The sequence below is a fragment of the Pseudomonas sp. ADPe genome (genome assembly GCF_014843515.1).
GTDB lineage: Bacteria > Pseudomonadota > Gammaproteobacteria > Pseudomonadales > Pseudomonadaceae > Pseudomonas > Pseudomonas citronellolis.
Window position 1 is genome coordinate 6,673,096 of record NZ_CP062122.1, and the last position, 14,373, is coordinate 6,687,468.

19 protein-coding genes are annotated in these 14,373 nt (G+C 59.1%); 15 read left to right on the plus strand and 4 right to left on the minus strand.

What is annotated here, in order from left to right; translation table 11 throughout:
- Nucleotide 1: 1 nt before the first annotated feature.
- The 7 genes from IG194_RS30105 to IG194_RS30135 all read left to right on the plus strand — a co-directional run bounded on the left by IG194_RS30105 (nucleotide 2) and on the right by IG194_RS30135 (nucleotide 4,327).
- Nucleotides 2–175, plus strand: a complete 174-nt coding sequence (locus tag IG194_RS30105) for a hypothetical protein (protein ID WP_160329425.1) — start codon at nucleotides 2–4, stop codon at nucleotides 173–175.
- 159 nt (nucleotides 176–334) lie between these two features.
- A complete protein-coding gene (locus tag IG194_RS30110; protein WP_058491146.1) occupies nucleotides 335–595 on the plus strand; it encodes a hypothetical protein in 261 nt (86 codons plus the stop codon).
- Between the two features lie 35 nt (nucleotides 596–630).
- A complete protein-coding gene (locus IG194_RS30115; RefSeq protein ID WP_043314724.1) occupies nucleotides 631–915 on the plus strand; it encodes a single-stranded DNA-binding protein in 285 nt (94 codons plus the stop codon).
- A gap of 326 nt (nucleotides 916–1,241) precedes the next feature.
- Nucleotides 1,242–1,463, plus strand: a complete 222-nt coding sequence (locus IG194_RS30120) for a hypothetical protein (RefSeq protein ID WP_051879229.1) — start codon at nucleotides 1,242–1,244, stop codon at nucleotides 1,461–1,463.
- A 135-nt stretch (nucleotides 1,464–1,598) separates the two neighbouring features.
- Nucleotides 1,599–3,068: a hypothetical protein gene (locus tag IG194_RS30125; protein ID WP_141679727.1), complete on the plus strand. Its 1,470-nt coding sequence runs from the start codon at nucleotides 1,599–1,601 to the stop codon at nucleotides 3,066–3,068.
- 10 nt (nucleotides 3,069–3,078) lie between these two features.
- Nucleotides 3,079–3,366 (plus strand): hypothetical protein, encoded by a 288-nt coding sequence (locus IG194_RS30130; RefSeq protein WP_058491135.1) that lies wholly within the window; start codon nucleotides 3,079–3,081, stop codon nucleotides 3,364–3,366.
- 4 nt (nucleotides 3,367–3,370) lie between these two features.
- Complete coding sequence (locus IG194_RS30135) at nucleotides 3,371–4,327, plus strand: zonular occludens toxin domain-containing protein (RefSeq protein ID WP_192353624.1); 957 nt, start codon at nucleotides 3,371–3,373, stop codon at nucleotides 4,325–4,327.
- Nucleotides 4,328–5,179: 852 nt separating this feature from the next.
- On the opposite strand, the gene IG194_RS30140 is transcribed toward IG194_RS30135, so the two are convergent.
- Both IG194_RS30140 and IG194_RS30145 read right to left on the minus strand, forming a co-directional pair.
- Entirely contained in the window at nucleotides 5,180–5,611 is a 432-nt protein-coding gene (locus IG194_RS30140; RefSeq protein ID WP_192353625.1) for a hypothetical protein, read from the minus strand.
- Nucleotides 5,612–6,382: 771 nt separating this feature from the next.
- A complete protein-coding gene (locus IG194_RS30145; protein ID WP_058487230.1) occupies nucleotides 6,383–6,739 on the minus strand; it encodes a helix-turn-helix domain-containing protein in 357 nt (118 codons plus the stop codon).
- A 134-nt stretch (nucleotides 6,740–6,873) separates the two neighbouring features.
- Between IG194_RS30145 and IG194_RS30150 the strand changes: the two genes are divergently transcribed.
- The 8 genes from IG194_RS30150 (at nucleotide 6,874) to IG194_RS30185 (ending at nucleotide 12,361) form a co-directional block, all read left to right on the plus strand.
- Entirely contained in the window at nucleotides 6,874–8,106 is a 1,233-nt protein-coding gene (locus tag IG194_RS30150; protein ID WP_192353626.1) for a phage/plasmid replication protein, II/X family, read from the plus strand.
- A 217-nt stretch (nucleotides 8,107–8,323) separates the two neighbouring features.
- Entirely contained in the window at nucleotides 8,324–8,566 is a 243-nt protein-coding gene (locus IG194_RS30155; protein ID WP_058487233.1) for a hypothetical protein, read from the plus strand.
- A complete protein-coding gene (locus IG194_RS30160) occupies nucleotides 8,557–8,892 on the plus strand; it encodes a DNA-binding protein (protein WP_058487234.1) in 336 nt (111 codons plus the stop codon). The genes IG194_RS30155 and IG194_RS30160 overlap by 10 nt, the downstream gene beginning before the upstream one ends.
- Nucleotides 8,893–8,901: 9 nt before the next feature.
- Nucleotides 8,902–9,114 carry a hypothetical protein gene (locus IG194_RS30165; protein WP_192353613.1) on the plus strand — a complete coding sequence of 71 codons (213 nt, stop codon included), beginning with the start codon at nucleotides 8,902–8,904 and terminating at the stop codon, nucleotides 9,112–9,114.
- 17 nt (nucleotides 9,115–9,131) lie between these two features.
- Nucleotides 9,132–9,359: a major capsid protein gene (locus IG194_RS30170; RefSeq protein WP_064987534.1), complete on the plus strand. Its 228-nt coding sequence runs from the start codon at nucleotides 9,132–9,134 to the stop codon at nucleotides 9,357–9,359.
- A 402-nt stretch (nucleotides 9,360–9,761) separates the two neighbouring features.
- On the plus strand, nucleotides 9,762–10,799 hold the full coding sequence (locus IG194_RS30175; protein WP_192353614.1) for a virulence factor TspB C-terminal domain-related protein: 1,038 nt from the start codon (nucleotides 9,762–9,764) through the stop codon (nucleotides 10,797–10,799).
- A gap of 2 nt (nucleotides 10,800–10,801) precedes the next feature.
- Nucleotides 10,802–11,107 carry a DUF2523 domain-containing protein gene (locus IG194_RS30180; protein ID WP_064987540.1) on the plus strand — a complete coding sequence of 102 codons (306 nt, stop codon included), beginning with the start codon at nucleotides 10,802–10,804 and terminating at the stop codon, nucleotides 11,105–11,107.
- Nucleotides 11,108–11,110: 3 nt separating this feature from the next.
- Complete coding sequence (locus tag IG194_RS30185) at nucleotides 11,111–12,361, plus strand: zonular occludens toxin domain-containing protein (RefSeq protein ID WP_192353610.1); 1,251 nt, start codon at nucleotides 11,111–11,113, stop codon at nucleotides 12,359–12,361.
- A gap of 250 nt (nucleotides 12,362–12,611) precedes the next feature.
- On the opposite strand, the gene IG194_RS30190 is transcribed toward IG194_RS30185, so the two are convergent.
- On the minus strand, nucleotides 12,612–13,016 hold the full coding sequence (locus IG194_RS30190; protein WP_141679770.1) for a hypothetical protein: 405 nt from the start codon (nucleotides 13,014–13,016) through the stop codon (nucleotides 12,612–12,614).
- Nucleotides 13,017–13,138: 122 nt separating this feature from the next.
- Nucleotides 13,139–14,371, minus strand: a complete 1,233-nt coding sequence (locus tag IG194_RS30195; RefSeq protein WP_058489797.1) for an NADH:flavin oxidoreductase/NADH oxidase family protein — start codon at nucleotides 14,369–14,371, stop codon at nucleotides 13,139–13,141.
- Nucleotides 14,372–14,373 lie beyond the last annotated feature (2 nt).

Sequence of the window (14,373 nt, forward strand, 5' to 3'; positions counted from 1 at the left end):
CATGTCTCTCTTCGATCTTGACGAGATGGACCGCTTGCCCAAGTGGGACGTTGTTTATCAGGGCATTTACTGCCTGACCGTCTCCGCCGCCAGTCTTGAAGAGGCGTTTCAGATGGCGATGCATGCCCTTGGCGTTGACTCCGATGACGACGTTGAAGTCTGGGAGGTTGAGTGATGCGCCTTCGCCCTCGCTACTTCGTCGCGCTCCTTTGGCATTGGTCGCTGCCTTTCGTGCTGGGCTCGATGTTCGGTCTTTCGGTCTGCGCCTGGCAGCTTCGGCAGATGGGGCCGCAGATTGAGGCGTCTTTCCGGGCTACTGCTGAGCAGGTGTGCCATGCGGACCGTTAGCTTCCAGGGTGTTCAGCTTTCGGCCTCTGAGCGCGCCCGTGCGGCCCTCCAGGCTTCGCTGCGTAGCTCCATCGTGGCTAATCCTGCATTGCTCGAAATGCCCTCCGTTCAGCCCGCGCCGTATGAGTCCCGCGAGGACCGCGAGCGTCGGCGTTATTGGGAAATTGTTGCTGAGTTCAAGCGCTTCGCCCGCACCGAAATTTGGTCTGACGGCACACCCTGGGTGGGTGATGCCTTCGGCTTCTAACGCCCATTCGGGCACACGTTGAGAGAGGAAAGACGATGGATATTCAGGTTGAGATAGAGAGCGCCGAGGTGGTGGTCAAGTCGGGCAATTCGGCGAAGACCGGCAAGCCCTACCAGATCCGCGAGCAGAAAGCGTACGTCACCCTGCCGGGGCAGAAGTACCCGCAGCACATCAAGGTCACGCTCGATGACAACGCGGCTCCGTATGCGCCCGGCCTCTATACCGTCGGCCCGGATAGCTTCTACGTGGGGCGCTTCGAAGACCTGCAGATGCGCCTGCGTCTGGTGCCGCTGGTGAAGCCTGTTCGCCAGGCCAGCTGATTGGGGAGGGCGCCTAGATGCTGATCGCTGAGTTTCTCGCCTTGTACGTCGCTGCGGGCGTGGTTGTTCACGGCCTCGGCCGCTGGGCTCGTTCGTGACTACGTATACGGTCGCCTGCGATGGCGAAATTCAGGTGCTCAGTACCGGCGCGCCCAGTTGCTCCACCCCTTGGGTGCTTGTTGAGTCGCACCAAGATTTCGACCCCACCACGCTCGACCCTGCGGCACTCGCGCAGGCGTTCGGGGTCGGCTTCGTCTTCGTCGGTGTACCGCTAGCCGTCGTGTTCGGAGCCCGAGCAATCCTCAAGATGATTCGGAGTTAAGTCTATGAAACTGAACAAAAATGGTGTCGTCGCCCTGGGCTCGCTCATGGCTGCTGCTGGTTCCGGCCTGGCTGCTGCTGCCGGCCCGGATTTCTCGGCCATCACGTCCGGCGTGGACTGGTCCACTGTTGTGACCGGCATCCTGGCTGTGGCTGCCCTGGCTGCTGCGGTCTACGTCGCTGTCCGTGGCGCCAAGATGCTGCTCGGCATGATCAAAAGCGCCTGACCGGGCCGCTTGTACAGGGGGCGGCTTCGGCCGCCCTTTTCTTTGGGGAGTGCGAAAGCATGGCTGATCTTTATTACTTCGTATCGTTCTTTTTCGGCGGCATGTCGGCCCTATGTTTCTTCTGGAGTCTTTGATATGCGTGCCTTATTCCTGCTTTTTCTGTTGTTCGTCTCTCAATCCTGGGCTGCTGATTATTCGTGGTTTACGCCCTCGGCCTGGAATGGGGTTGTTTATTCTGGCCCATCTCCAGCTAGTGTTTGCTCGCAGATTCCTTATGGTAATGATTTTGTCTTTGATCATCTTGTTAAATATAGTGATACGCTTTATCACTGTTATGCCATTCGCCAGTCCGATGGTTCGGTTCATACTGGTGTTGCCGTTCAGCGTACGGGTGATGGCTGTACTGCGCCGGCTGTTTATAACTCGACTACAGGGGCTTGCGAGACACCTGCCGGCGAGGATTATACGTTTTGCAATAACAAGAATGCTGATTCTGACAATCCTGAGATTTGGCTTTCAGGTGTTTGCACTGATCTTTGGACGACTTACGACAAAGCGGTTTATTGCAAATATTTTTCAAAGGTTAATGGCGGCTCAACTGGGCAGTCTCAGATTTCGGTTGACTTTGATACAGCTGATCCGGGGCCGGTTAACGGAACCTCTGTTGCTGCGAATGAATCTGGCTGTGAGGTTTTGGTTGCCACCTCTCAATGTGCTGTAAATTCGGACGGAAAGGGTTCGCATTGCCTGGTCACGGGGACTTATACCGGAAACTTGGGTGGCGGCACTGGCAATCCCAAGGATGAGGATTGCCATACTAATGGCGGTTGCGCTGCGCCGGATTTAACCCCTAAGACTGATACTAATAATCAGCCGTGCAACTATTCGTCGGGCGCTGACGGTTCCCAATCCTGCACGTCGAAACAAGAGACTAAAACGTCGGGCTCGCAGAACTGCGGTACAGCCAATGGCGTGTTTAGTTGTGATTGGAAGTCGCCTACGTCAAAGGGCATCGATATCGCCACGAATATCAGCACGACGACGAATGCTGATGGCTCTACCACGTCCGTGAAGACGGATGTTTCGACTAAGACCGTGTGCACCGACATGAACGTGTGCAGCAGCTCGACGACGACCACCAAGACCACGACGACGAAGGATGGCACGGGCGTGGTGACCTCTACGCAATCGACCTGTAGCGGTGCTGCCTGCGGCACTGGCTCGGCCTCCAACGGTTCCGGGACGGGCTCTGGTGGCACAGGGGAGGGCGATGGTGGCGGCGACTGTGTGACGGCCGAGGAGTGCAGTGACGGCTCTAGTCCGGACACGCCGAAACTCGATGACGTGGACGATTACCAGACCACGACTCAGAAGTTCTACGACACGGTTAAGTCAAGTCCGATTGCAACGGCGGTCGGCAATATATCGGCGCCTGATACTGGAACGGCACCGACATTAACTACGCCCGCACTGCAGGCTTTGGGTGGCACTTCATTGGACTACGGCATTATTCGTGACCTGAAGTCCACGATTGACGATGTTCTGCAACCGACTATGAGGGCCTTCTGGTGTTTCGTGGCGGTTATGATTTTCCTCCTGGCGTGAGGTGACTGACATGTTGGATTGGCTGAAAAGTTGGCTTAACGACATTCTGAAGTGGTTTGTTGACTGGGCAGAATGGATACCGAAAAAGATTTACTCGGTCGCCATGGAAGGTATCGGCAAGTTCCTGAATGCTATTCCGGTGCCCGACTTCATGTCGCAGGCCGGCGGTGCGTTCGCGGGCATTCCTTCCTCTGTAATGTGGTTTGCCTCGACGTTTGAGCTTAGTTTCGGCATTAAGGTGTGCCTGGCCGCATTGTTGGCTCGGTTTATTCTGCGTCGTATTCCGTTCATAGGGTGACGCCATGCCTATTGATGCGTATGTGGGCAAGCCTGGACACGGAAAAAGTTATGGTGTTGTCCAGCATGTGATTATTCCGTCGCTCAAACAGGGGCGGCATGTGGTGACGAATATCCCGCTGCAGGTGGATATGCTGCTGGAAGACTTCCCGCAGGGCTCTATCGATCAATTGCCGGCTGACTGGGATAAGCGTGACGACCTGGCCGACTTGGCGCCGCCGGGTTCCGTTCTTGTGCTCGATGAACTTTGGCGGCGTTGGCCGTCCGGGTTAAAGGCAACTGCTGTGCGCGAGCAAGATAAGGCACTGCTGGCTGAACATCGGCACCGTGTCGATAAGAACAATAAGTCGATGCGTATTGTGTTGGTCACCCAGGACCTGAGTCAGATTGCGTCGTTTGCCAGGGCGCTGATTGAGCAAACTTACCGGGTGGTAAAGAAGACTAAGAAGGCGTACCGCGTTGATATCTACAGTGGTGCGGCGACGGGTGATCGCCCACCTAAGAGTCAGATGCAGCGGCAGTCGTTCGGCACGTATAAGCCCGAGGTTTACCGCTACTACAAGTCCGCCACGCAAAGCGAAACGGGCGACGTGGGCGACGAATCCAAGGCCGATAACCGGGGCAACATCTGGCGTTCGCCGGCCCTGTGGGGCCTGGTGGTGGCCATCCCGGTGCTGGTCCTGCCCGGCGCCTGGGGCGTGCATCGGTTCTTCGATCCGGAGGCGCGTGGTCTGCACGTGCAGAGTGAGCTGGTGAACCCGCCGCCAGTTGCTGCAGCGCCGGCACAGCAGGTGAGGGCGTCTGCCGACCGTGTTGTGCAGGCTGTGACGGGCGTTTCGGTCAGCGGCGCGGTGCCTATGAGCGCGACCTGGCGCGTCGCCGGCTGGCTCGGCTGTTCGGTGCCGGTCGAGGGCGATCCGTCCAGCCTGCGGGGCTTCTGTGACCGGTGCTGGCTCGGTTAGCCGCACGTCGAGCGTGGTGCTGACGGATGGCTCGTCCAGGCGCATCGTGCCGATGGCTGAATGCCGCTGGATTGAGCGTGACCTGTACGTGCTTTGCGACGTGGACGGCGATCGAGTGACGCCCTGGACCGGTCGCGGCGCGGTGACGAAGGTCGTGGATCCGGAGGCCTCTGTGCAGGCCCGGCAATCGGCTGTGAGCAGCGAGCGGAGCGACCTGCGATCAGCCGATGCCAGGCCGGTTCCTGCATCCGTTCAGCGGCCCTCGACGCCGCACGCTACAGCGACAGTCGTAACCGTTGTGCCGGACAGCGAGTATGCTTCGCGTCCCTGGAGAGGCCAGGATGATTGAGCCTGCAGACGTGTTCGTTACGGCGTGCCTGGCGGCGCCGTTGCTGGTCCTGAACATCTTGGCTGTTTCCGAGGCACTGGGCTTCATCGCTCGGTGCTTAGGCTTCGCATAATATCGTGACGTTACGTTAAGTCGGCTCCGGACAATGCTGATAAGCTCCGGGGCCGATTTAGCGTAATGTCCATTATGCGATGCCCGCCCTAGACATCCCCGAATATCTGTTACGTGACGCAAAACTCTGGTTCCCGGGGCGCGATGCCCTGGACGCGGTTTGCTGCATGCTTGAGGACTACCCGCGGCTTGCGGGTGAGATTCGACAACTGAGGCGCCGGGTTGCCCAGCTCGATGATGAAGGGGCTTTGCTGGATGACCGCCTGGAAGCGCTCCAGGCGGCCTGCCGTGCGATTCTGGATCTTTAGCGTTACGTTACTTATATTCGGTGACTGGCAGGTTTGCCGGTACGATCCTGTAACGCAGTGCTGATCCAGCTTTCAGCAGGTCTTTTACGAACTTTTCGGCGTCCCGCCAGTTGTCGAACGGTTCGTTATCCGGGTTTGTTTCGCCGATCGTTTTCCATTTCCTCGACCGCGTGTCCCAGCTCTGCGCGTGGTATTGATTAGCTCTGCTGCCGCGTTCAGCGGATTGGCCTTTTCGTTACGTGACGTCAGCTCGGCTTTCAGCCTTTGGACTTCGGCTATGCGGTCGTCCAGCTGGTCGCTGCGGAGCTGGTACATGGCCTTGATCTCTGCCAGCTCCTTTTCCAGCGCGCGTACGCGCTTTGCATCGTCATTTTCGTTACGTTGCGCTTTTTGGCGTTCGCGGTAGAGGCGTTGACGCTCAGCATTGCTCAACGCCTGGCCTGTCGCCGGGCGACCACGGCCGCGCTTGGGTTCCAGGTCCATCGGTTGGGTTTGCTTGTCCAGGTGGTCGATCATGGCGGTTGGCTCCGTTGCCGTTGCTCATGGTCTAATTATAGTAACGTAACGATAAATAGGCTAGCGTAACGTAACGATAAATCGACCGTTCGTCGGCAATATCCGTTACGTAACGATAACTTGGTTCGCCTCGCTCGGCGGCTGGCTCGCGAGGCGCCGGACTCGTCTCGGCACAAGCCCACCCCGCGCCATGATCACCCCAATTGCGCGTACAGCGGCCTTCCAGGGGCCTCTGTGCGTGTGCGCACGTTGTGCTCGCAGACTTCCGAGGAATGTTCAGCCGTCTAGCCCAGCCGGTGGAGAGCGCGAAGCATTGGCCCTGCGGGCCAACGGGTAGCCGGAAGGCGCAGGGCGGAGCCCTGGCGGAAGGAACGAATGTTCCTGGAGGGTAAGGCCGGCTTGCAGCGGGCGGGGTAGGCCGGAGGCCGCAGGGTTCACCCTGGTTTTAGATGCCTCCGGCGCTGCCTTGGGTATGACTCCACGGCAGTAGACCAGGTAGTTCTTGTCCGTCTTCCTAGTCGCTTTTTCTGCGGCCGCCATGGCTTTTCCTGCGGTGGTGCACGCCTCTTTCGTGGGGTAGGGGGTGTGCACCGTAATTACAGTGGTAGGCGTCGGGTTGCTCTGGAGCAGGATTGTCAGGATGTATTCGAGGGTCACTGCCGCTCCATGGCTTTTTGGGGCTGCGCGGAGTGTCCGATAGCGCACTCCCGGCGGCAGCCGGGTCCACCATCTCTAATGGTGGACTTTGTGCGACGGTCGCACTCGGGTGGGCTATCGCAGTGCTTCCTGCTCGTATCCGAACAGCACGCCTTTCAGGGCAATTCGTGCTTGGTTCCTGATATCTGCCGGCAGAGCGTCGAAGCGGCGCAGGATGGGGGCTAGGTCTTCGGATACCGTTCTTTCCTGGTCGTTAAGCAGCAACTCGTCTGTGGTTACGCCCAGGGCTTTTGCGAGCTTCACGATGATGTCGCCGGTGGGATCGGAACGACCGGCCTCGTATGCGGTGTAGCTCGACTTGCTGATGCCTGCCGCTTCCCACACCTCGCGCTGGGTGAGCTTCTTCGCTTCCCTGAATCGCTTCAGGTTAGTGGCAATGGTCATGGCGCGTTCCTGGCTGTTTTCGCTCATGACCGCATCCTAGGTACTGTGGTTCCATACAGTTCCGGTATACCGGAACAAAAGTTGTTGATCGCCGGTAGTTTCAAGTCTTATGATCCCGTCCAGATTGTATCGGCATGCCGATATTGACAGGGATTTTGCCAATGCTCGACAAGCTGCACCTCTTCATCCCGTTCGCCATCGAGCATATCCAGTTGCTCGGTGTCGATGGTGCTGCTGATCCGGTGCACATGGTCGATCTGGAGGCCCTAGGTGTTCCGCTTCAGGGCCAGATTAGCAGGGGAGAGGACGGCCAATTACAGGCCGACTACCTGCGACACACCTGGGAGTCGTTGAGCACCGGATTCACGCCGCTTGCGTTCAAGGTGTTCCACCAGTCGCTTGGGAAGCGGCTCATGCCAGGGATCGAGGTGAAAGCCAGCCCGGCGAAGCTGCTCCAGGGCCACAACGTGTACGGCCCTACATCGATCAACCTTGGTGCCCAGGTGATGCTGAAGTGGATCGCTGGCACGTATCCCGACCTGTTTTCGAAGCTCGATGTGTCGGCCGCTCAGGTCTACACGATCGACTGCACTTACTCCTCGCGGTTGCCTGATGAGCGCACGGCGCTTCAGGTGATCAAGGCGCTGATGAACGTCACCAACGGACACACCAAGAGCCGGGGCGACAACTACGAAACCACGGCCTACTGGGGCGCCAAAGACTCGCGGCTTAAGCGGTTGAAGGCGTACCTGAAGTACCCGGAATTCCTCCGCCAGTTGGAGGACGCGAAGCGGGCAGGGCGGAGTGATCTTTCGGCGGCTCGGACCGTGAAGGTGCTGAGCAATCCGGACCTCCAGGAGTGGGCAAAAAACCTGCTTAGGATGGAAGCCACGGTGATGCATCGGTGGTTTGAGCGGCGCGGCATCCCTTCGCGCCTGGTTGATCTGATCGCCTACCAGCAGGGGCTGGAGGCAGATGGCCGTTGCCTGATTCAGGAGTGCTGGCAAGCGGTGACTGCGGACCTGTTCGCAGCTTTCGAGGGTGCAGAGATGAGAGTGATTGACGACGAGAAAGTGCTTGATGCGCTGGTGGCTGCGCATCCGAAATACGACCGAAAGGGCAAGCCGAACGACTCCTACGCGCGGAACCTGTTTCGCACCTACCGCAGCCTGAAGGACTACGGCTGGGAGGAAACCCAGGCGTCCATGGCTCGACGTACGTTCTACGACCATGTGCGTGATATCCAAGCTGCCGGCCTGAGCAAGGCTCAGCTGCAGAAGCTCCAGGAACACGACCGGGCGACCAATGTGGTTCCGCTGCTCCGGTTCGTCCAGGTCGACTTTGGCGCCCAGCGCCCGGCCGGGTACGTCGAACCCAGCGTGGAGGCCGCGTGATGCTTAGCGCCCATCTGCACAGGCTCCACAGGAGCCTCACCAAGCTACGTTACTGCCCTGTTTCCGAGCGTGCTTTTCAGTTGGGCTTTGTGTCCGGTTTGCTCTCGGGCTACCTGGGAGCCGACCTGATCGAGTTCGACGTTTACGAGCGCCTTACTGCTCTCAAGCTGAACGCCTGGGAGCACTGCCTTCGTGACTCCCAAGGGGATGGTGCCTGATGAAAGCGCCCCTCCGTTTTGCATTCGGCTGGGTGGTGTACCTGGCCATTACGGCCGCTCTGACGCCGATTCTCAAGGCCCTGGTGGATGCCTTCCAACTCATGCCGATCTGGCTTGTGGTGGTGATCCTGGTTGCCTCCCTGGCCGCCTTCTTGGCCACGTTCTTCTTGCTCCTGCGCCGGTTCTGGTCCTGGTGCGATCAACCCCGAAAAGCTACCCGTGAGGTTCCCCCATGTTCGTGAAAATCGGCCTGTGCAAAGGCACGTCTGTCAAAAAATCCCGCAACGGCTTCGAGGAACACTACGTCCTGGTCAGCGGCGAGAGTCAGGACCAGTTCGGCCAGATGGTCGAGGTGACTACTGGCATTCGCCTGTCCAAGCAGCAGCTCGACGCCGGCCTTCGCGACTTCTACGACACCCTCAAGGGCAAGCAGGTGTGTGTGCCCTGCTACAACCGGCCGTGGAAGTCCGCTGGCGGCACTGTCGGCATGGACACGTGGCTGTCGAACGAGAACGGCGGCAAGCCGGTTCCCCTGGTCACCCAGCAGCAGCTGAAGGCTACGGGCTGAGTGTGACCGATGAAGTACCTGGTCTGTGATGGTGATTGGCTGGTGGACGAGAGCGGGCTTGCCCGGTGCTCTGGCCAGCTGACTGCCATGACAGTGCAGGACGCGGGGAGCCTGGGCTCCCTGTCGCCTGAGGAGCGCAAGGAGCTGCAGGATTACACCATTGGTGTGTTCTTCGCGGTGTTCTGCGTCCTCGCCCTGAAGAAGCATCTGAGTACCAACTGACCTGGAGGGTCGCCAACATGAAATACATGAACGCTGTGAAGAAGTACGGCCGCAAGGCTCTGGTCTCCGGCGGCGCCATCGCCGCTGGTGTGGGCGGTCTGGCCATGCAGGCTTACGCCGAGCTGCCGGCCTCGATGGCCACCGACGCTGCGTCGGCCAAGGCGGACAGCAACGAGCTGGGCTACCTGGTCCTGGGCGTGCTGTTCGCCATCGCGGCTTTGCGCTGGCTGCGCCGCGCGATGTAACAGGGGAGGAGGGGGCTTAGGCCCCCTCTTACTTCATGACCTACGAAATGTACTGGCTCGCGGTAAACGTGTTAGCGGCGTTGCTGATCTTGTTCGGTCGGTTATAGCGTCAGGTTGAATTAAAGGCCCTGACGGGGCTTTTTTTATTTTGAGAGGCTAGTTATGCGGGCTATATTGATTTTGCTTTTATTTTTAATGCCCCCATTGTCCGCTTACTCGTCTGAGTACATTTGGACTACTACCAGCTGGTATGGGAATACTTACTCCGGCCCTAGTCCCTTTTCTGCTTGCGCTCAGATTCCTTATGATAATCAGTTTGTCTTTGATCACTTGGATAGGATTTCTGACACACAGTTCCGATGTGTCGCTCTGCGGGTGTCTGATGGCGCAATTCACTCCGGCATGTCTGCGACTAGATCTGGTGATTCATGCCCTTCCGGTACTGTATTTAATGGCCTTACTGGTGTTTGTGATCCTCCAACTGATGGAGAGTGCCTGGCTAAAAGTTCATATACGAAAACCATTCAGTATTCATTTGCTGATGGTTCTGCTGTTTTTGGTCTCGATGGAGATATTAAGGATGGTTGCATTTATGAGCCCGGAGAGCCGAAGAACTGTACGGACACACAATGCGAAGTTGAAATGAAGCCGGTTGGTAATAACGTCATGTCGGATAACTCCGGCAACCCTGACCAAGATCTTCAGGATTATCTGGACGAACTGGCAAAGCAGTTCAAGTGCGAGCACGTGGCCAATGGCACTGTCGGCTGTTCTGCGGCCGAGACGACACCGCCGGATATCGATCCTGACGACAAGTGCCCGGATGGCTATTCCTGGTCAGGCACTGCTTGCTTCCCCACGAATGGTGGTGGGAACGAGAACCCCGACAACCCGACGCCTGGTGGTGATGGCGGCTCTTCTGGCGGCGGCAGTACCGGCGGCAGTGGCGGGGATGGCGGCAGTACCGGCGGCGATGGTAGCGGCGACGGCTCCAGCGGTGGCGGCGGAGGTGGTAACGACGGTGACGATGGTGACGACAAGGAACCTGGTGTCGAGGGCACGGCTTGCGACAAGGCGTTTAAGTGCACTGGTGATGCCGTTAATTGTGCGATTGCTGAGCGCCAGAAGAATGCCTATTGCGAGAACAAGGAACTCCAGGATGCGCAAAAAGGTTTCGACAAGATTGGCGAGGAAATAGGCCAGGAGAAGTACACGATGCTCGATGGCGGCGATGTAGATATTGGCTCGCTGTTTGGCGAAGGCACTCGGTTCTTGCCTTCGGCATGCCCGGCGGTTTCAACAACAACACTGCATGTAGGACCTCTCCAGTTTAACTGGCAGCCGGTCTGTCAGTACGCCGAGCTGGTTGGAAAGTTCCTTGTCGCCTGGGCATCCCTGTTCTTTGCAACGTATGTTGGTCGCGCCTTTGGAGGTGATTGATTATGTGGTTCTACTATGCGTTTTCGTTTTTGAGCTTCGTGCTTATTCCGCTGGTGAACATGGTGCTTCGCGCCTTGGGCATTGGCGTAATGAGCTATATCGGAATCAATCTGGCAATTAATGCCGCCAAGGATCACTTGATTGCAGCCCTTGGCGGAATGCCCATCCAAGTTCAGCAAATTCTTGGCCTGGCCAATGTTGATGTTGCGGTGAACATTGTTCTTTCCGCAGTGACCACCCGGTTCATCTTGAACGGCGTTAACAAGCTCAGTGGCCGCAAGAAAAAGTATGGCGTCCTGGAGGCTTAACGTATGGGCTCGCCACTGAACTTGGTTACTGGTCTTCCTGGCAATGGCAAGACGCTTAACACGATCAAGGAAGTAGATGCGCAGGCGGTTAAAGAAGGCCGGCTTGTGTACTTCCACAATATTCGCGGCCTTAAGCCCGAGCTGCTTAAGGCGGAATGGTACGAGTTCGAGGACCCGCATAAGTGGTTCGAACTGCCCGAGAACAGTCTGATCGTGGTGGATGAGGCCCAGGGCTTTTTCCCGCCCAGGGACATTCGCAAGCCGGTTCCCGAGTACTGCTCCAAGATGGAAACCGTGCGCCATGAGGGACGCGAGCTGTGGCTAATCACCCAGCACCCCAGCTTCATTGACGTGCACGCTCGCCGGTTGACCAACCGGCACATCCATTTCAAGCGCATCTTCAAGTCGTCGCGGATTTTGCGGCACGAGTGGGAAGGGGTGTCCGATGTCGACAAGGCCAGCTCGTTCAAGGCGGCCATGACGACGCCTATCAAGCTCGATAAGAAGTTCTTCGACGTCTACCAGTCCACGGCCCAGGGGGCTTCGCATTTCTTCAAATTCAAGGCGCCTCTGGCCCTCTATGCGCTGCTTCTCTGCCTGGGTGTGGTGGCCGTCTTCGGGTATCGGTTCTATCAGCGTTATCAGGAGAAGGTGGGCGCCCACGATGCGCCTACTGAGCAGCAGGCGCTGCCCTCGGGCGCTGCTGTGCTGGGATCGGTGGTGGATGCCGTGGCGCCGGAATCGGTGAAGGGCAAGGGCAAGCAGACGCTGCAGGAGTACCTGGCCGACCGGACGCCACGGATTGCGTCCGTGCCGTCGTCGGCGCCGATCTACGATGAGCTGACCAAGCCCGTCAGCTTCCCGCGCACATACTGTGTCTCGACGACCAATGAAACGCTTCTGGAGCGCAACAGCGTGCGTAGCCGCATGAAGGTCGGTTGGCACCATGGGAAGAAGACTGGGTGCGGGTGTTACACCCAGCAAGGCAGCCAGGTGCAGACGACTTTCGAGTACTGCATGAACGCGGTGGAGAATCGGTTCTTCGATCCAACGCTGCCGGATCATGGCAGCCAGCAGGTGGCCTCGTTGCCACAGCCGCCAACCGCTGGCCTCGTCGCAAGCGGAAGCGACGTAGGAGCACCGCGCGACGTGTCCAGCGGCGCGCCGCTGGCTTCAGCGACCGATGGCGGTTTCGGCGGCACGCGCCTTACGATCGTGCCTGACAGCGAATACCCGTCGAGGCCGTGGAGGTGATGATGGATGTGTGGATGGTGTTGACCGTGCTTCTGGTCGTTGTGGTGGGCACGGTGTTCGCCGGCTTGGCCGGCTTCGGCATGATGCAGGCGTGGGCGAGTCGTGGCGATGACTGACCTTACGTGGTGGCAGGCGGCTTTGGTTGTTGTTCCTGGAGTAATCCTGTTTGTGGTCGGCTTGGCTCGGGAGATCCGTCACTGGTGAACCCTAGGCTTCGCATAATGTATATTATGTTAAATTTAATATCTGTTCATGGAGTCCTGAGCCAATCCTGGCAAGGTCTCCTCCTCGCAAGCTCTTTCGCTTCTTGTTGCCACAAAGGCAATGCCTGACTATCGACTTCTACCAGCAACAACGATTCCGGGCTGAATGATCGTTGAGCCGCTCTTGCGTCTTTCATGCCGCTCTCGTCGGCGTCCAAGCGTTCCACGACGAATTTAATAAAGCGCCCTTCGTCCTCGATTTCCCGCAGCCGTGGAACTAGCCGGGCGCCAGGAGCAATTCCAGTTGCTGCAGGTCGCTGCGGGAAAATTCCAGCAGCTCGTCGATCATCGATCAGTCGCTCCTTCAACGGCATCCACTGCGGGACATAGAACAGGTAGCCGTTGACCACGCAGCACACCAGGCCGCAGGCCATGATCGCCAGGGCGTTCATGATCAGCAGTTACGAGCGGCGGAGCATGGTAGTTCTCCCCATTCTGGCTGTCCCTTCCCTACCCTGGCCTATTCATGGGAGCGCCTGATCCAGCCGTATCTCCGAGGAGCCCCGGCAAATGATCAGCCGGCAAGCCCCCTCACCCAACGCCGATACCGCCAGGTGCGAACCTGCGTATCCAGCTGCTGCTCCAGCAGCGCCAGCGCCGGCGCGACATTCGGGTTGGCCAGCTTGCCGAGGCTCAGGCGGCGCAGTTGGTGCTTCACCATCGCCATGTAGCCGATCGACGCCAGCACCTTGTTCTTCCAGGTGATGGGCCTGAGCATGGGCGCGCTTGCCTGCCCCGCCCGCCAGTCCCTGGGCAGGTTGGGGTCGATGGCAAGCGCGGTGCCCATGCCGACCATGTCGATGCCGCTGTCCAGGACCTGCTCGGCCACCGGCAGCCGGCGCACGCCGCCGGTGACCATGACCGGCATCTTTGCAACGGACGAGATGTCCTTGGCGAACTCCAGGAAGTAGGCCTCCCGGGCCAGGGTGCGGCCGTCGCGGGCCTGGCCGTGCATCGCCGGCGCTTCGTAGCTGCCGCCGGACAGCTCGATCAGGTCCACGCCCAGCGGGTTGAGCAGCGCGACCACCTGCTTCGCATCGTCCGTGCTGAACCCGCCGCGCTGGAAGTCGGCCGAGTTGAGCTTTACCGACACGGCGAACCCGGGGCCCACGGCTGAGCGGACTTCCCTGACCACGTCGAGCAGCAGCCGGGCGCGGTTCTCCAGCGCCCCGCCCCACTGGTCCGTGCGCTTGTTGGTGATCGGCGAGAGGAACTGGCTGATCAGGTAGCCGTGCGCGGCATGGATCTGCACGCCGGTGAAGCCGAAGCGTTCGGCGAGCACGGCCGTCCTGACGAAGCGCGCCTTGACGTCAGCGATGTCCGCCTCGGTCATCGCCCGCGGCGGGATGAACTGCTTGGAGAAGTTGCCCAGGTCCATGGGCACTTCCGAGGGCGCGATGGTGTCCTGCTTCAGGGCCGCGGGCATCTGCCGGCCTGGATGGTTGATCTGCATCCACACCTGCCCGCCGTGGGAGCGGGCGGCTTGCGCCCAGGCCCGGAAGCGCTCGCCAAACCGCTCGGACTCCAGCACCACCCCGCCCGGCCCGGTCATGGCGCGGCGGTCGATCATGACGTTGCCGGTGATCATCAGCCCGACCTCCCCTTCGGCCCAGGTGCGGTAGAGGCGGATCAGGGCGTCCGAGGGCGCATGGTCCTTGTCCGCCATGTTTTCTTCCATGGCGGCTTTGGCGAGACGGTTGGAAAGGACGGCCCCATTGGGCAGGGTCAACGCAGTGAACACTGTCATCA